Raw genomic sequence first — 15,672 nt, 5'->3', positions numbered from 1 at the left:
CGAACGAGGAAGGACACACACCATGGCACACACCACCACCAGCCGGCGCGCGCGAGGGCACCTCCTGCGCACACGAGCCATCCTGGCTGCCGCCGCGGCGACCGCTCTGCTCAGCGCCTGCGGCGGGGTCGAGGTCCGCGACGGAGGCGACGGCGCGACCAAGGACGCGAGCGGGCCGCTGAAGCTCGCCGTGGTGCCGAAGGCCGTCGGGGCCGACTACTGGAACACGGTAAAGGCGGGTGCCGAGTGCGCCGCGCAACGCGCCGGCAACGTCACCGTCCAGTGGGACGGGGTGACGACCGAGACCGATGTCGAGGGCCAGGTCAACCTGATCCAGAACTTCGTCACCAAGAAGGTCGACGGCATCGTCTACGCGGCCACCGACTCCCGCGCCTTGGCGCCGGCCACCGACCAGGCGCTCGCCGCCAACATCCCGGTCGCGATGATCGACTCCGGCACCAGCCCGCAGCCGTCGGCCGTTCCGCTCTTCGCCACCGACAACCGCGCATCGGCGGTCGAGGCCGCGAAGCTGCTCGCCACCGAACTCGGCCCCGGCAACCACGAGGTGGCGCTGGTCGAGTTCCAGCCCGGATCGCAGACCAACACCGAGCGGGTCGACGGCTTCAAGGCCGGCCTGGCCCAGTTCCCCAACCTGAAGCTGGTCGGTCAGCAGCCCAGCCGCAGTGACGTCAACGAGGCACGGCGGGTCACCGAGAACATCCTCACCGCCAACCCCAACCTCGCCGGCGTCTTCGCGGCCAACGAGCCGAGCGTGCTCGGCGCCGCGCAGGCGATCCAGGCCGCCGGCAAGTCCGGCAAGGTGGTCATCATCGGCTGGGACGCCGCCCCCGACGAGATCGCCGGTGTGCGCAGCGGTCAGATCTCGGCGCTGGTCGTGCAGAACCCGTTCAAGATGGGCTACTTCGGGGTCGACAAGATGGTCAAGCACCTCCGGGACAGGGCGCCGCTGGCGTCCGCCGACACCGGGGTCACGTTCGTCACCAAGGAGAACATCGACTCCGCGGAGATCAAGGCGGTGCTCGAGCCCAGCTGCGCCAACCCCCCGGTGCAGTGATGGGCGCGACCCCAACGGCATTCACCGACACCGACGAGAGCCCGGCCGCCGCGGAACCGCCGGTCCTCGAAGCCCGCGGCATCGTCAAGCGGTTCGGGCACGTCGAGGCGCTGCGCGGCGCCGACTTCACGGTCCACCGGGGTGAGGTCGTCGCGCTGATCGGCGACAACGGCGCCGGCAAGAGCACGCTGATCAAGACGCTGTCCGGTGTGCACCCGCCCGACGAGGGTGAGATCCGGGTGGGCGGTCGTCCCGTCCAGTTCTCCAACCCGGTCGACGCCCGGCGCGCGGGGGTGGAAACCGTCTACCAGGATCTCGCCGTCGCCGACGACCTCAGCGTGGCGGCCAACCTGTACCTGGGGCGGGAGATCCTGCGCTCCGGGCCGCTCGGCCGGCTCGGGCTGCTCGACAAACGGGCCATGCGGCAGGGCGCCGCCGCCGCGCTGGACGAGCTGGGCGTACGAATTCCCCGGGTCACCACCCCGATCGCCATGTTGTCCGGTGGGCAACGGCAGTGCGTGGCGGTGGCCCGGGCGATCATCTGGGCGACCAACGTGGTCATCCTCGACGAGCCCACCGCGGCGCTCGGCGTCGTCCAGACCGGACGGGTGCTCGACGTCGTCCGGCGCGCCCGTGACGCCGGCATGTCGGTGGTGCTGGTGAGCCACAACATGCCGCAGGTGCTGGAGATCGCCGACCGGGTCGAGGTGCTGCGCCTCGGCCGGCGGGCGGCCCGGTTGCGCGCCGATGAGGTGACCACCGACGACCTGGTCGCCGCGATGACCGGAAGCACCAGTACGGAACGGGAGGATCGGTGACGGCAGTCGTCTGCCGGGGCGCGCCCGATCCCGCGATCGTGGACCGCGCCCCGCAGCCGCCCGGCCCCGGGCAGGTCCGCATCGCGGTGGCATACACCGGCATCTGCGGCATCGTCCCGGCCGTCGGCGGCGGCTGGCTCGGCCGGTGACGGGCCGTCAGCCGCACCTCACCGCGCTGGGCTTCGGCGCTTCGCAGGGCGGCAACCTCTACCGGGTGACGTCGGACGAGGACTTCGCCGCCGCGGTGGACGCCGCGTGGGACGGCGGGATCCGGTACTTCGACACGGCGCCGCACTACGGGCTCGGCCTGTCGGAGCGGCGCCTGGGTGCCGCGCTGCGCTCCCGCCCGCGCGACGAGTACGTGGTGTCGACGAAGGTCGGCCGGTTGCTGGTGCCGTCGCCGGAGACCGCGCATCTGCGGGATCCGGACGGGTTCGATGTGCCGGCCGAGCACCGGCGGGTCTGGGACTTCAGCCGGGACGGCGTACGACGCTCGCTGGAGGCCAGCCTTCGGCGTACCGGCCTGGACCGCATCGACGTGGTGTACCTGCATGACCCGGACGAGCATTGGGAGCAGGCCGCGTACGAGGCGGTGCCGGCGTTGGTGGAGCTGCGCGAGCAGGGTGTGATCGGGGCAATCGGGGCCGGGATGAACCAGTCCGCGATGCTGGCCCGGTTCGTGGCGGAGACCGATGTGGACGTGGTGATGTGCGCCGGCCGGTTCACCCTGCTGGAGCAGGGTGCGTTGACCGACCTGCTGCCCGCCGCGCAGGCCCGCCGCGTCGGTGTGGTGATCGCGGGGGTCTACAACTCCGGGCTGCTGGCCCGGGACATGCCGCCGTCCGACGCCGTCTACGACTATCAGCAGGCCCCGGCGGAGGTGATCGAGCACGCGCGGCGGGCGGCGCAGGTGTGCCGGGCGTACGGCGTCACCCTGCCCGAGGCGGCGTTGGCGTTCGTCCGCCGGCACCCGGCCGTGGTCTCCACGGTGGTCGGCATGCGCGACGCGGCCCAGGTGACCGAAACCCTGCGCCGCACCGACGCCGACGTCCCGGATCAGCTCTGGACGGCGCTGTACGAGGTGGGGCTGCTCGACGTGCAGTCGTGAGGGTGGACCTTCACGTCCGGGGGGTCTCGGCGGTCGCGTCACCCTCGTCGGGCAACCAGTGCAACGACTCCTCCACCCCGATCAGGTGGTTGGCCATCCGGATGCGGGCCCGTTCGGGGTCGCGTGCCACGAGGGCCTTCAGGATCGCCACGTGCTCGTCGTGGGTACGCCGGTCCGCGCCCTCCTCGTGCAGGCTCCGCCACAAGCGCCCCCGCAGGGTGCGCCCGGCGAACGCCTCGATCAGGCCGACGAGCACCGGATTCTCGGCGTGCACGGCGATGATCCGGTGGAAGGCGATGTCGATCTCCATGATTCGTTCGTGGTCCTGTGGAGACTGACCGGCGATCCGGGCCGCCTCGTCGAGCAGTTCCCCTGCCTGGGTGAGGGCCTCGTCGGTGATCCTGGTCGCCGCCAGCCGGGCGGCCTCGCACTCCAACAGCCGTCGGACGGTGTGGATGTGCCGCGGGTCGCCCTGGCCCTGGAAGTCCACGACGAAGCCCATCGGGGCCAGCAGTTGCGGCGCGTCGAGGTTCGTGACGTAGGTGCCGTCGCCCTGGCGGATGTTGACGATGCCGAGGATGGACAGGGCCGACATGCCCTCGCGCAGCGATCCCCGTGAGACGCCGAGCGACTCGGCGAGGTCTTTCTCGATGGGCAACCGGTCGCCGGGCTTGAACTGCCCTTCGAGGATCATCCGTTTGATGCCGTTGACCACTTCGTCGGTGCGGGACATGACACCTCCTAGCGGCCGGCGGGGGTGGCCGTTCCACCCGCGATCACGTACGGCTCCGGAGATGACACGGTAGTCGGGTCCGCCGCGGCCCAGTAGTGGCCGTCGGGGAACCGGTAGAGCGCGACCGACTCGGTCCGCATCCGGGTGGAGTAGCCGGGCCGCTCGGGCAGGACGTAACCGCTGCCCGACCCGGTGTCCCGGATGACGCACGGGTCGGTGAAGTGCTCGTGCAGGTGGTCGACGAACTCGGTGACACGACCGGTGAGATCGCCGGAGATCGCCACGTAGTCGAGCACCGACACGTGCTGGACCATCTCACACAGACCGACGCCGCCGGCGTGTGGGCACACGGGGACGTCGAACTTCGCGGCGAGGAGCAGCACCGCGACGATCTCGTTGATGCTGGCCAGCCGGCCGGTGTCCAACTGGCAGAAGTCGATGGCCTCGGCCTGGAACAGCTGCTTGAACATCACCCGGTTGTGGCAGTGCTCGCCGGTGGCGACCCCGATGGGCGCGACGGCGCGGCGAACGGCCGCGTGGCCGAGGATGTCGTCGGGGCTGGTGGGCTCCTCGATCCAGAGCGGGTTGAACTGGGCGAGAGCCTTGACCCACTCGATGGCCTGACCGACGTCCCACACCTGGTTGGCGTCGATCATCAGGCTGCGGTGCGGGCCGAGGATCTGCCGGGCGATCGCGCAGCGGCGGATGTCGTCGTCGAGGTTGGCGCCGACCTTGAGCTTCACGTACCCGTAGCCGGAGTCGACCGCCTCCTGGCACAGCCGGCGCAGTTTGTCGTCGCCGTAGCCGAGCCAGCCGGCCGAGGTGGTGTACGCGGGATAGCCGGTCCGGTCGAGCTCGGCGAGGCGATCGGCCTTCGTGCCCTCCTTGGCGCGCAGGATGGCCAGCGCCTCGTCCCGGGTCAGCGCGTCGGACAGGTAACGCAGGTCCGCGATGTCGACGAGTTGCTCGGGGGACATGTCGACGAGCAGCCGCCACAGCGGCTTGTCGGCGGCACGGGCCACCAGATCCCACGAGGCGTTGAGCACGGCGGCGAGGGACAGGTGGACGACGCCCTTCTCCGGCCCGAGCCACCGCAGCTGCGAGTCGGAGGTGAGCAGGCGGTAGACCGCCCCCATGTCCGCCGCCATCGTCGCCACGTCCAGGCCGACCAGGCGGTGGGCCTGGTGAACGGCCGCCGCGACGACGATGTCGTTGCCTCGGCCGATGGTGAAGGTCAGCCCGTGACCCGCGAGCGGCGCACCCGCGCTGTCCACGCCGTCGGTGTGCAGGACGACATAGGCCGCCGAGTAGTCACCGTCCTTGTTCATGGCGTCGGACCCGTCAGCGGTCAGGGAGGTGGGGAAGCGGACGTCCTCGACGGTGACGGCAGTGATCTGCGGCATGCGCTCCTCGCCCGGCTCGGGGAAAGATCGGATGATCACTGGGAGTATACGGAGGCTTGATCCGGTGCGTCAACGACGTCGATGGACTCGGACGTGCGTTTTGATGAGGGATCGCGAGCTGTGGCCGCCTCGCCGATTGGCCCGATACATCAAATCTTTGAACCGCTGATCGTCACCCCTGGAGCAGGGCGAGTTCCGGCACGCCGTAGTGCCGGTCGAGGACCTGCATGGCGGCGCCCGCCGCGATCACGTCGGCGCCCAGGCTGGAGAGGGTGACGTCGGTGGTGAGCCAGTCGGCGCGCGGCACGTCGGTGTGCACGGCCTCCTCGACCGCCGCGAGGTAGGGCTGCGCGTACCGCAGCAGGTCGGCGCCCGCCAGCACCACGTGGGCGAGGTCGAGGGTCTGCAGCAGGTTGACGACGCCGACCGCCAGGACCCGCGCGGCCCGGGCGATGTCGCCGGCCTCGGCGGCCCGGTTGTGCACGATCTCCAGGCATCCGTGGCGTCCGCACACGCAGAGCGGGCCGTCGAGGTCGACGACGGTGTGGCCGAACTCGCCGGCGTTGGTGTGTGCGCCCCGGTGGGCCGTGCCGCCCAGCCAGAAGCCGCCGCCGATGCCGGACTCGACCATGATGAGGACCGCGTCGCCGAAGGTTCCGCCGTGCCGCCAGGCCTCGGCCGTGACCCCCGCGGTGACGTCCTTGTCGAGGTGGACCGGCAGGCCGAGGTGCGCCTCGGCGAGCTCGCGCAGCGGTACGTCGTGCCAGTGCCGCAGACCGTGGGCGTCGCGGACCAGGCCGTGCTCGTGGTCCAGCGGGCCGACCATCCCGATGCCGACGCCGGTGAGCCGGCCCCGCAGATCCCGGCCCGCGGTGACCGCGCCGATGCCGGTGCGCAGGGCGTGCAGCAGCTGCTCCGGGGTGAAGTCGTCGGGCAGCGGGCTGACCGCTGAGTGGTGCACCGCGCCGGCCAGGTCGACGAGCACCAGGCGCAGCGTGCGCCGGGCGACGTGGGCGCCGATGGCGTACCGGCTGTCGGGGACCAGCTCGTAGACGACCGCGGGTTTGCCGATGCCCGGGCGGCGGACGCCGGCGGTACGGATCAGGCCGTCGGCGGTCAGGCGGGCGATCACCTTGGAGACCGCCTGTGGTGTCAGGCCGGTGGCCTGGACGATGGTCGACCGCTCGAACGTCGGCACGGTACGCCCCACCGCCATGACCAGCGCCTGGTTGTAGCCGCGCAGGAACGTCACGTCGGCTGTGGTGCGCGTCATCTCGCCACCCTATTACGCAACGCTGTTGCTAAATTCTCCCGGTGGATGGATTGCGCAGAAATCGACGGCTCTCGGCGGTGGCCGCCCTGGCCCTGGGCGGTGTGGCCGTCGGGCTGACCGAGTTCGTGGCGATGGGCCTGCTGCCCGACATCGGCCGCGACCTGCTGTCCGAGCAGTACGCGCGGTCGCCGTCCGACGCGGTGGCCCGCGCGGGCTGGATGATCACCGCATACGCGCTCGGGGTGGTCGTGGGCGCCCCGCTCATCGCCGCGCTGAGCGCGCGCCTGCCCCGCAAGAAGCTGGTGCTCGGCCTGCTCGTCCTCTTCACCGTCGGCACCGTCGCGTCGGCGACCGCCCCGACGTTCGACCTGGTGCTGGTGGCACGGTTCGTCGCGGCCCTGCCGCACGGCGCGTACTTCGGGGCGGCCGGCCTGCTCGCAGCGACCCTGCTGGGCCCCGGCAACGAGGCCCGCGGCTTCGCCGCCGTGCTCAGCGGACTGACCGTGAGCAACGTGGTCGGCGTACCCCTGATCACCCGGCTCGGGCAGGCGGCCGGCTGGCGCACCGCGTACCTGGTCATCGCCGGGGTCTTCGTGCTCACCCTGTTGGCCGTGCTGGCGGTCGTCCCGGAGGTCGCCGCGGCGGTGGAGGGCTCGCCCGCCGCCGAGCTGCGGGCCCTGCGGACCAGGCAGGTGTGGCTGGTCGCGGCCACCGGGGCGATCGGCTTCGCCGGCTTCTTCGCGGTCGACACGTACATCGCTCCGGTCACCACCGACGTCGCCGGCCTCTCCGCCGCGACCGTGCCGTGGGCGCTCGTCGCGGTGGGTCTCGGCATGACCGTCGGCAACGCCCTGGGCGGCTGGCTCGCGGACCGGGACCTGCGCCGCAGCATGATCGTCGGCTTCGTCGCGATGATCGTGAGCATCGCCGTGTTCGGCCTCGTCGCGTCGAACCCCGCCGGCCTGTTCGTGGGCGCGTTCCTGGTCGGCGCGACCAGCCTCTACCTGGGGCCGGTCCTGCAGGCCCGCCTCATCACGGTGGCGCCGGGCGCCCAGCTGATGGGCGCGGCGATGAACCAGTCGGCCATGAACATCGCGAACAGCCTCGGCGCCGCCCTGGGCAGCGTCGCCATCGCCGCCGGGTTCGGCTACCTCGCGCCGGCCTGGGTGGGCGTGGTCCTGGCGATCCTCGGACTGGGCCTGGCGGCAGTCAGCTTCGCGGTCGAACGCCGCTCGCGCGTGCCGCAGCCGGTCACCGTCGGGAACTGACCCGCCCTCCGGTGACGGGCGTCACCGACACGCCCGGCCCGACATGTGGGGTGTGACAACCACGGCGTCCCTATATATGGTGTCGAGCGCAGCTGGTTCGGCCGCTCACCCGGAGTGGTCGAGGCAAGAGGGAACCCGGTGGAAATCCGGGACTGTCCCGCAGCGGTGAGTGGGAACGACCGCCGTCATCAGCACTGGGCCACCACACGGCCTGGGAAGCGACGGCCAGTAGGAGACCGGCGAACCCGGTCGTGCCCGCGAGTCCGAAGACCTGCCAGCGTGCCGTACGCCCACACCCGGGCGTACGGCGGTCCGAGGCCGCGTGGGACGGCCGACGCCACCTGACCCACGCCGTCGCGGCGTGGCGTCCGCCGGTGTCTGTCTCCTCGTGTCCGGACCATCAGGTCTCGAACTCCGAGGAGCGAGTGGTGACAGTTACCGAGGTAGCCCCGGCCGCCAGCGGCGCGGCCCCCCGCCGGACGCAGATGCGCGTCCGCAAGCGCGACGGCGCCACCGAGGCGGTGGACGTCAACAGGATCGTCCGGGCGGTCGAGCGGTGGACCGACGACCTCACCGACGTCGACCCGCTGCGGGTCGCCACCCGCACGATCAGCGGCCTCTACGACGGCGCGACCACCGCCGAGCTGGACCGGCTGTCCATCCAGACCGCCGCCGAGATGATCGGCGAAGAGCCGCAGTACTCCCGCCTCGCCGCCCGCCTGCTGGCCGTCTACGTCGACAAGGAGGTCCGCCGCCAGGGCGTCACCTCGTTCAGCGCGGCGATCCGGACCGGTCACGCCGAGGGCCTGATCGGCGACGAGACCGCCGCGTTCGTCGCCGCGCACGCCACCATGCTCGACGACGCCGTCGACCCGGACGGCGACCGGCGCTTCGAGTACTTCGGGTTGCGCACGGTCTACGACCGGTACCTGCTGCGCCACCCGAGCACCCGGCTGGTGCTGGAGACCCCGCAGTACTGGCTGCTGCGGGTGGCCTGCGGCCTGTCCACCACCCCCGACGAGGCGGTCGGCTTCTACCGGCTGATGTCCAGCCTGGCCTACCTGCCCAGCTCACCGACGCTGTTCAACTCCGGTACCCGGCACACCCAGATGTCCTCCTGCTACCTGGTCGACTCCCCGCGCGACGAGTTGGACTCCATCTACCAGCGGTACGCGCAGGTCGCGAACCTGTCCAAGTTCGCCGGCGGCATCGGCATCGCGTACTCCCGGGTCCGGTCCCGGGGCGCGCTGATCCGTGGCACGAACGGGCAGTCCAACGGGATCGTGCCGTGGCTGCGCACGCTGGACGCCAGCGTGGCCGCGGTCAACCAGGGCGGCCGGCGCAAGGGCGCGGCCTGCGTCTACCTGGAGCCGTGGCACCCGGACATCGAGGAGTTCCTGCAACTGCGGGACAACACCGGCGAGGACGCCCGCCGCACCCACAACCTGAACCTGGCCAACTGGATCCCGGACGAGTTCATGCGCCGGGTCGAGGCCGACGAGGTGTGGTCGCTGTTCGACCCGCACGAGGTGCCCGAGCTGCCCGACCTGTGGGGGGAGCGGTTCGACGCCGCGTACCGGGCCGCCGAGGCACAGGGCCGCTACGTGCGGCAGGTGCCGGCGCGGGAGCTGTACGGCAAGATGATGCGCACCCTCGCCCAGACCGGCAACGGGTGGATGACCTTCAAGGACGCCGCCAACCGGCTGTGCAACCAGACCGCCGAAGACGGCAACGTGGTGCACCTGTCCAACCTGTGCACCGAGATCATCGAGGTGTCCAGCGACGCCGAGACCGCCGTGTGCAACCTCGGCTCGGTGAACCTCGCCGCCCACCTCGCCGACGGCGACCTCGACTGGGAGCGGCTGCGCGCCACGGTCCGCACCGCCGTGACGTTCCTCGACCGGGTCATCGACATCAACTACTACCCGACCCCACAGGCGGCGGCGAGCAACCCGCGCTGGCGCCCCGTCGGGCTCGGGCTGATGGGCCTTCAGGACGTGTTCTTCGCGTTGCGGCTCCCGTTCGACTCGCCGGCCGCGCGGGAGCTGTCCACCCGGGTCAGCGAGGAGTTGTACCTGACCGCGCTGGAGACCTCCGCCGATGTGGCGCGCCGCTTCGGCGCGCACCCGGCGTACCCGCAGACCCGCGCCGCGCGGGGCCAGCTCCAGCCGGACCTGTGGGGCGTCGAGGGTACGCAGACCGCGCGGTGGGACGCGCTGCGCGAGCGGGTCGAGGCGTACGGGCTGCGCAACTCGCTGCTGGTGGCTGTCGCCCCGACCGCCACCATCGCCTCGATCGCCGGCTGCTACGAGTGCGTCGAGCCGCAGGTGTCCAACCTGTTCAAGCGCGAAACCCTGTCCGGGGAGTTCCTCCAGGTCAACACGGCCCTGGTCGGTGAGCTGAAGGCCCGTGGCCTGTGGACCGAGGAGATCCGCTCGGCGATCAAGCGTGCCGAGGGCTCGGTGCAGGACATCCCGGAGCTGCCCGCCGGCGTCCGGGAGCTGTTCCGCACCGCGTGGGAGCTGCCGCAGCGGGCGCTGATCGACCTGGCCGCCGCCCGCGCGCCGTTCATCGACCAGTCCCAGTCGCTGAACCTGTTCCTGGCCTCGCCCACCATCGGCAAGCTCTCCTCGATGTACCTGTACGCCTGGAAGGCCGGCCTGAAGACCACCTACTACCTGCGCTCGCGCCCCGCCACGCGGATCCAGCAGGCCACCGTCGCCGTCGGCGCTGCCACCGCTGTCGGCGCCCTCGGCGCCCTCGGCGCGGTCGGTGCTGTCGACGCGGATGCGCTGGCCTGCTCGCTGGAGAATCCCGAGTCGTGCGAGGCCTGCCAGTGACCGCCGCCGACGCCACCACCGACACGAGGACCACGCACATGCTGCTCGACCCCGGGATGGACCTCACCCTGCGCCCGATGCGCTACCCGCACTTCTTCGACCGGTTCCGCGACGCCATCCGCAACACCTGGACGGTCGAGGAGGTCGACCTGCACGCCGACCTCGCCGACCTGGACAAGCTCTCGCCGGCCGAGCGGCACCTCGTCAGCCGCCTCGTGGCGTTCTTCGCCACCGGCGACACGATCGTCGCCAACAACCTGGTGCTCAACCTCTACCAGCACGTCAACAGCCCCGAGGGCCGCCTCTACCTGTCCCGGCAGCTGTTCGAGGAGGCGGTGCACGTCCAGTTCTACCTCAACCTGCTCGACACGTACGTGCCCGACGAGACCGAGCGGTACGCGGCCTTCGCGGCCATCGAGAACATCCCGTCGATCCGCCGCAAGGCCGAGTTCTGCTTCCGCTGGATCGACTCCCTGCACGACCTGCGCGAGCTGCGGACCCGAAAGGACCGGCGCACGTTCCTGCTCAACCTGATCTGCTTCGCCGCCTGCATCGAGGGGCTGTTCTTCTACGGCGCGTTCGCCTACGTCTACTTCCTGCGCTCCCGGGGCCTGCTGCACGGCCTCGCCTCCGGCACCAACTGGGTGTTCCGCGACGAGTCCATGCACATGGCGTTCGCGTTCGACGTGGTGGACACCGTCCGCGCCGAGGAGCCCGACCTGTTCGACGACGACCTCGCCGACCAGGTCCGCCAGATGCTCACCGAGGCCGTCGAGTGTGAGGTCCAGTTCGCCGAGGACCTGGTGGGCCAGGGTGTACCCGGGCTGACCCTCGCGGACATGCGGGAGTACCTCCAGCACGTCGCCGACCGGCGCCTCGCCCAACTCGGCATCGCGCCGCACTTCGGGTCGGCCAACCCGTTCGCCTTCATGGAGTTGCAGGACGTGCAGGAACTGTCCAACTTCTTCGAACGGCGGGTGTCGGCGTACCAGGTCGGAGTGACCGGCACCGTGGCGTTCGACGACGACTTCTGACCGCCGCAGATCCTCGATCACGTGATGCTCAGCAGGTGAATCGGCTCGTCGACGACTGCTGAGCATCACGTGATCGAGGACGCGCGCAGGAGCACGAGCGCGGCGGGCTCTTCGTGTGCCCGCTCAGGTCGGTCAACGGCGTACCCGGTAGCGCAGGTGAAGCACCCGGTTGCTCTGGATCACCAGGTCCGGGTCCTCCAGCAGGTGCTGGGCGTGGACCGACCCGAAGTAGCGTTTGCCGGAGCCGAACACCACGGGTACGACGTCCATGCGTACCTCGTCGATCAGGCCCGCCGCGAGAACCTGGCCGCCGACGTCGCCGGCGGCGACCTCGACGATGCGGTCACCGGCGAGTTCCTGCGCCTTGGCCACGGCTGCCTCGACGCCGTCGACGAAGTGAAACGGCGCCTCGGGGTCCCAGCCCTCGGGCGCCGGCCGGTGCGTCACGACGACCACGTGGTCGATCCCGCCCGGAGGCTTCCCGTCCCAGCCGTCCGTCATGTCGAACACGCGGCGGCCGACGATTGTCACCCCGATCGAGTCCCAGTACGGCCGGGTGTGGTCGTAGGACGTCTGCGACACCTTCACCACGCCGCTCTCGTCCAACGGGACGTCACCGCTGGACAACCAGTCGAACAGCGGCCCGGGCTGGTCCGTCTCGTCCGCGATGAAGCCGTCCACGGACACCGAGCTGTACATGACCACCGTGCCCACGGGCTCTCCTCTGCGTTGGGTGCCCCCAAATTAGCGTGCCGTGAGCCGTCGCTCTTGTACGAAATCAATCGGCCGGCAGCGGCCAGTTGTCCAGCACGTGGCCGGGATGTTCGCGCAGGAACCGCTGCCGGACGTCGACGTACCGGGTCGGTGTCAGGCCGGTGAAGGCCCGGAACTCGTGGCCGAAGTGGGCCTGGTCGAAATAGCCAGCGCGACTGGCGAGCTCGCCCCAGTCGATCGGTACGGCGGGGTTGATCGCCAACACGGCGGCGGCGAAACGGTAGGAGCGGGCCAGCCGCTTCGGCGTGACGCCGACGAGCTCCTTGAACCGCTGTGCCAGATGAGTGCTGCTGACACCGGCGGAAACCCTCAGGTCGCCGATCGCCACCGCGCCGCCGGTCGCCGCGATGACGCTGCCCGCGTGGCGGACCAGCCCCAGGCCGGCGGTCTCATGCAGCCGGCGGATCAGCCCCTCCTCGAGCACCGTCAGCATCTCGTGCGGTCCGTCGGCCGTGGCCAGCCGGTCGCGCAGCTCGGCGACGGCCGATCGACCCCACACCTGCTCCATCGTCACCGGCCGGTCACACAGCTCGGCCGCGGGCATCGGCAGGAACGGCGCCACCCCCCACGGCTTGAAGTGCACGCCGACGGACCGGGTCCGGGGCGGGTAGCCGAACTCCAACGCGCGGGTGGGCACGGTGACCACGCAGCCGTCGGCGTACTCGGCCGTCTCGATGTCGGTGCCCGCGCGGATGCGCAAGGGTGCCCCGAGGTTGACGATGAGGAACGCCGCCGGACTTGCCGGCAGCATCAGCCGGGCGTACGGCGACGCGCCCTCCAGGTAGTAAAGGTCGTCGATCAGCCCGTCCAGCGGCGGTCGCGGCACTCTGGACACGTACTCCATGCGCCCAGCATCGCCGACGTCCCGCCGCATCGCCCGCCGGGATGGTCCACCCACGCGCTCGGTCGGCATGAGCCGATCTCCGGAAACCTGGCCGCTGTCGTCCCTCCGCTAGCGTGTGGCCTCATGGGATCCGTGGACGTGGTTCTGGCCGGGGTGGTCGCCGCGGCCAATCTGGCCCTCGCCGCTGTGCTCTTCGCCAGGAGCCGTGGCGGCACGAGGGTGCCCCGGATCTTCGGGCGTCCGCAGCCTTCGCCGCGCCTGCGGGCGGCTATGCACACCTGCCTGGGGCTGGGGTTGGGCGTCGGCTGGCTCGTCAAGGACATCTTCCCGCCGCACTCCACGGGCGACACGGTGCTGTTCAACGTGGTCAGGATTCTGCTGGCGGCCGGCCTCGTCACCGCCCTGCTGGCCGCCTTCCGGCACGTGCGACCCGTCCGGGACACCTCGGCCCGCTAATTAGCCGGCCGCGACGGCTCGTGCATCTCTCGCCACCCACGCCGGCGGCTCATTCGTCCGGGCTCGTCTTCGTTGAATACTCATCTTTCTACCTTCAAACCCCTGCAACCACCACATATGAACACCCTCGCCCTCCGATCGAAGGCCGATTGAGCGGCGGCACGGGTTGGCTCGCCGTCAGGAGTGCCGGGAGCAGTCACGAGGCCGAGGTGACCCTGCAATTGTGGACAGGGGAGCCTCCCCAGCAACCGGTCTCGCCCGCGGCGAACGATGGGTGGGAGGAGCAGGACGCCAGTGATTGCGAGCTATTCGCGGGTGACCTCCGTGCCAGCATCGTGACCGAAGGACCGACCGGCCTCTTCATCGAGATCCCGGCGGCGGGTGGTTACCGTGCGCGTCTCTACGTCCGTGGGAGGCAGGAGCTCGGCCGAGCGTTCGACAGGTGGCACATTGAGCCTGTCGAGATCGATGAGGCGTTGTGTGCGTCGATGGACGACGACGGGAGGCCGAGCTTCCCGGCCGGTCACGAGAAGTTCCTGATCCAGGTGTGGCCACGCGCGTAGCGGGGCGTGCCAGGGCTCAGGGTTGCTCGGTGGAAGACCTGACACCAGGATCAGGGGTCGGACCCGGGCTGCGCCCGGAGGTCGGGCGGGCACCGGCGGCCAGATGATGGCGGGCATGAAACACGCTGCGCTCTCTGTGGTCGCCGGCCCGGTCGGCATCGTGGCCTACGGGCTCGTCCGGCTGTGGGGGAGATCCGACGACGTGTACGGCCCGGGGCTCGACTGGCAGGCCGCGCACCTGGCCGGCCTCGCCGGCATGGTGTTCTTCGTGCCGGCCGTCGTCGCGCTGTCCCGTCTGCTGCCGGCCGGTCGGTGGCGCACCGGCGTGGTGGCGGTGACGCTGGTCGGGCTCGCCGCGACCATGGTGCAGTTCGGCGCCGACATGGTGGAGGGGCTGCTGGCGGCGGACCGGGCCGAGATGTCGGCGCTCAGCAGCGACTTCAAGGACATCCCCGGCGTCGAGATGGCCGTCTACGACGTCGTACCCCAGCTGTTCTTCGTCGGGCTGCTCGTCCTCACCGGCATGCTCGCGGCCCGACGGCGGCTGCCGTGGTGGAGCGTTCCCCTGCTGCTCGTCGGCATCGTGCTGCCGGCTGTCACCCTCGACCTGCTCGCGGTCGGTGGCCTGCTCATGCTGGCGGCTCTCGCGCCGGCGCTGCCGATTCTGCCGCGCGAGACGGTGCGGACCGAGCCGTCCGTGGTCGCTGGCTGAGGCCGGACGTGTGGCCCCGCCGTCAGTCCGGCAGGCCGGTGCACGCCGCCCCGTCGATCGTGCAGGCCGTCGGGGCGGCGCCGACCGGTGCGCCGTTCACCCGGAACGTCACCCGCACCGACGCGCCACCGGGCACCAGCCCGACGCTGCCGTCCGGCACGAACGTCCACACCGCACCATCCTGGACGGCTCGTGCGCCCTCGACCTCACTCACCCGCAGCGACTTCCGGGGCAGGGTGACGGCCAGCTTCCACTGCGGCACCGGCACCTGGCCGGGATTGCTGATCGTCACGCTGGCGCCGTAGCTGAGCAGGGCGGTGTCCGCGATGGCGAACTCGGCGCCCAGGGCGCCCGGGCTCGGCGCGGTCGTGGCGGCCGACGGCGACGGCCCGGTGGTCGCGGCTCCGGCGGTCGGCGCCACGGTGGGGGAGCCCGGCGGTACGGCCGGTGGGCTGGTGGCCGCCGGGATCGCGTGCGCCCGGGGCGTACCGGCCGGCGGTGTCCCGACCTGGTCGACCGAGGGTGGCGGGTTGAGCGTCACCGGCGCCAGTTTCTCCGGTGACCGCAGCACCGCGACGACGGAGACCGTCGTCGCGACCAGCACCCCGAGCGCCGAGATCACCGCCACCCAGGTGGCCCGCGAGATGTCGCCCTGACCGGTGAACACCCGCCGTGTGGCCGCGGCGAGGGCCACGACCCGGTCCAGCAGGATGATCGCCACGGTACGACGTGGCTGCGGCGGTGGTGCCGGCACTGCCTTTCTCCCCCTCA

Annotated in this window: 16 protein-coding genes and 1 riboswitch; of the genes, 10 read left to right on the top strand and 6 right to left on the bottom strand. The window is 71.1% G+C overall.

The features are described from left to right. Window positions 1-22 precede the first annotated feature (22 nt). From O7620_RS11245 to O7620_RS11230, 4 genes are read left to right on the top strand one after another with little or no spacing between them, the layout of a single operon-like run. Window positions 23-1,075: an ABC transporter substrate-binding protein gene (locus O7620_RS11245; protein ID WP_278122996.1), complete on the top strand. Its 1,053-nt coding sequence runs from the start codon at window positions 23-25 to the stop codon at window positions 1,073-1,075. Beyond that, a complete protein-coding gene (locus tag O7620_RS11240; RefSeq protein ID WP_278122995.1) occupies window positions 1,075-1,893 on the top strand; it encodes an ATP-binding cassette domain-containing protein in 819 nt (272 codons plus the stop codon). The genes O7620_RS11245 and O7620_RS11240 overlap by 1 nt, the downstream gene beginning before the upstream one ends. Beyond that, the gene (locus tag O7620_RS11235; RefSeq protein WP_278122994.1) at window positions 1,890-2,042 is read left to right on the top strand and encodes a hypothetical protein; all 153 of its coding nucleotides are present in this window, start codon (window positions 1,890-1,892) and stop codon (window positions 2,040-2,042) included. The genes O7620_RS11240 and O7620_RS11235 overlap by 4 nt, the downstream gene beginning before the upstream one ends. Further along, entirely contained in the window at window positions 2,039-3,001 is a 963-nt protein-coding gene (locus O7620_RS11230) for an aldo/keto reductase (RefSeq protein WP_225854107.1), read from the top strand. Before O7620_RS11235 ends, O7620_RS11230 begins: the two co-directional genes overlap by 4 nt. Before the next feature lie 10 nt (window positions 3,002-3,011). Here the strand turns inward: O7620_RS11230 and O7620_RS11225 are convergent, their stop codons facing one another. The 3 genes from O7620_RS11225 to O7620_RS11215 all read right to left on the bottom strand — a co-directional run bounded on the left by O7620_RS11225 (window position 3,012) and on the right by O7620_RS11215 (window position 6,410). Then, entirely contained in the window at window positions 3,012-3,734 is a 723-nt protein-coding gene (locus tag O7620_RS11225; protein ID WP_151487860.1) for a FadR/GntR family transcriptional regulator, read from the bottom strand. A gap of 8 nt (window positions 3,735-3,742) precedes the next feature. After that, window positions 3,743-5,137: an L-fuconate dehydratase gene (locus O7620_RS11220; protein ID WP_151487861.1), complete on the bottom strand. Its 1,395-nt coding sequence runs from the start codon at window positions 5,135-5,137 to the stop codon at window positions 3,743-3,745. A gap of 172 nt (window positions 5,138-5,309) precedes the next feature. Further along, window positions 5,310-6,410, bottom strand: a complete 1,101-nt coding sequence (locus tag O7620_RS11215; protein WP_278122993.1) for an ROK family protein — start codon at window positions 6,408-6,410, stop codon at window positions 5,310-5,312. A gap of 41 nt (window positions 6,411-6,451) precedes the next feature. Between O7620_RS11215 and O7620_RS11210 the strand changes: the two genes are divergently transcribed. The 3 genes from O7620_RS11210 (at window position 6,452) to O7620_RS11200 (ending at window position 11,552) form a co-directional block, all read left to right on the top strand. Beyond that, on the top strand, window positions 6,452-7,678 hold the full coding sequence (locus O7620_RS11210) for an MFS transporter (protein WP_278122992.1): 1,227 nt from the start codon (window positions 6,452-6,454) through the stop codon (window positions 7,676-7,678). 76 nt (window positions 7,679-7,754) lie between these two features. Then, window positions 7,755-7,972, top strand: a riboswitch (cobalamin riboswitch). Between the two features lie 191 nt (window positions 7,973-8,163). After that, window positions 8,164-10,518 (top strand): ribonucleoside-diphosphate reductase subunit alpha, encoded by a 2,355-nt coding sequence (locus O7620_RS11205; protein ID WP_278126953.1) that lies wholly within the window; start codon window positions 8,164-8,166, stop codon window positions 10,516-10,518. 38 nt (window positions 10,519-10,556) lie between these two features. After that, window positions 10,557-11,552 carry a ribonucleotide-diphosphate reductase subunit beta gene (locus tag O7620_RS11200; protein WP_278126951.1) on the top strand — a complete coding sequence of 332 codons (996 nt, stop codon included), beginning with the start codon at window positions 10,557-10,559 and terminating at the stop codon, window positions 11,550-11,552. A 132-nt stretch (window positions 11,553-11,684) separates the two neighbouring features. Here O7620_RS11200 and O7620_RS11195 read toward each other — a convergent pair whose 3' ends face one another. Both O7620_RS11195 and O7620_RS11190 read right to left on the bottom strand, forming a co-directional pair. After that, entirely contained in the window at window positions 11,685-12,266 is a 582-nt protein-coding gene (locus O7620_RS11195) for a dihydrofolate reductase family protein (RefSeq protein WP_278122991.1), read from the bottom strand. Between the two features lie 64 nt (window positions 12,267-12,330). Continuing rightward, on the bottom strand, window positions 12,331-13,170 hold the full coding sequence (locus O7620_RS11190; protein ID WP_278122990.1) for a helix-turn-helix domain-containing protein: 840 nt from the start codon (window positions 13,168-13,170) through the stop codon (window positions 12,331-12,333). Window positions 13,171-13,293: 123 nt separating this feature from the next. Between O7620_RS11190 and O7620_RS11185 the strand changes: the two genes are divergently transcribed. From O7620_RS11185 to O7620_RS11175, 3 genes are all read left to right on the top strand, one after another. Further along, complete coding sequence (locus O7620_RS11185) at window positions 13,294-13,626, top strand: hypothetical protein (RefSeq protein WP_278122989.1); 333 nt, start codon at window positions 13,294-13,296, stop codon at window positions 13,624-13,626. Between the two features lie 209 nt (window positions 13,627-13,835). Then, window positions 13,836-14,189 (top strand): hypothetical protein, encoded by a 354-nt coding sequence (locus O7620_RS11180; protein WP_278122988.1) that lies wholly within the window; start codon window positions 13,836-13,838, stop codon window positions 14,187-14,189. 115 nt (window positions 14,190-14,304) lie between these two features. Then, entirely contained in the window at window positions 14,305-14,901 is a 597-nt protein-coding gene (locus tag O7620_RS11175) for a hypothetical protein (protein ID WP_278122987.1), read from the top strand. Between the two features lie 22 nt (window positions 14,902-14,923). On the opposite strand, the gene O7620_RS11170 is transcribed toward O7620_RS11175, so the two are convergent. Next, window positions 14,924-15,655 carry a cellulose binding domain-containing protein gene (locus O7620_RS11170; protein ID WP_278122986.1) on the bottom strand — a complete coding sequence of 244 codons (732 nt, stop codon included), beginning with the start codon at window positions 15,653-15,655 and terminating at the stop codon, window positions 14,924-14,926. Between the last annotated feature and the right edge of the window lie 17 nt (window positions 15,656-15,672).

The sequence above is a fragment of the Micromonospora sp. WMMD710 genome (assembly GCF_029626045.1).
Lineage (GTDB): Bacteria > Actinomycetota > Actinomycetes > Mycobacteriales > Micromonosporaceae > Micromonospora.
This window is presented reverse-complemented; position numbering and strand designations above follow the sequence as displayed.

Bases quoted from the DNA above. Each gene is read 5' to 3' on its own strand.
- O7620_RS11245 (WP_278122996.1), top strand. From the start codon at position 23: ATGGCACACACCACCACCAGCCGGCGCGCGCGAGGGCACCTCCTGCGC.
- O7620_RS11225 (WP_151487860.1), bottom strand. From the start codon at position 3,734: ATGTCCCGCACCGACGAAGTGGTCAACGGCATCAAACGGATGATCCTC.
- O7620_RS11175 (WP_278122987.1), top strand. From the start codon at position 14,305: ATGAAACACGCTGCGCTCTCTGTGGTCGCCGGCCCGGTCGGCATCGTG.
- O7620_RS11220 (WP_151487861.1), bottom strand. From the start codon at position 5,137: ATGCCGCAGATCACTGCCGTCACCGTCGAGGACGTCCGCTTCCCCACC.
- O7620_RS11240 (WP_278122995.1), top strand. From the start codon at position 1,075: ATGGGCGCGACCCCAACGGCATTCACCGACACCGACGAGAGCCCGGCC.
- O7620_RS11200 (WP_278126951.1), top strand. From the start codon at position 10,557: ATGCTGCTCGACCCCGGGATGGACCTCACCCTGCGCCCGATGCGCTAC.
- O7620_RS11205 (WP_278126953.1), top strand. From the start codon at position 8,164: ATGCGCGTCCGCAAGCGCGACGGCGCCACCGAGGCGGTGGACGTCAAC.
- O7620_RS11185 (WP_278122989.1), top strand. From the start codon at position 13,294: ATGGGATCCGTGGACGTGGTTCTGGCCGGGGTGGTCGCCGCGGCCAAT.
- O7620_RS11190 (WP_278122990.1), bottom strand. From the start codon at position 13,170: ATGGAGTACGTGTCCAGAGTGCCGCGACCGCCGCTGGACGGGCTGATC.
- O7620_RS11215 (WP_278122993.1), bottom strand. From the start codon at position 6,410: ATGACGCGCACCACAGCCGACGTGACGTTCCTGCGCGGCTACAACCAG.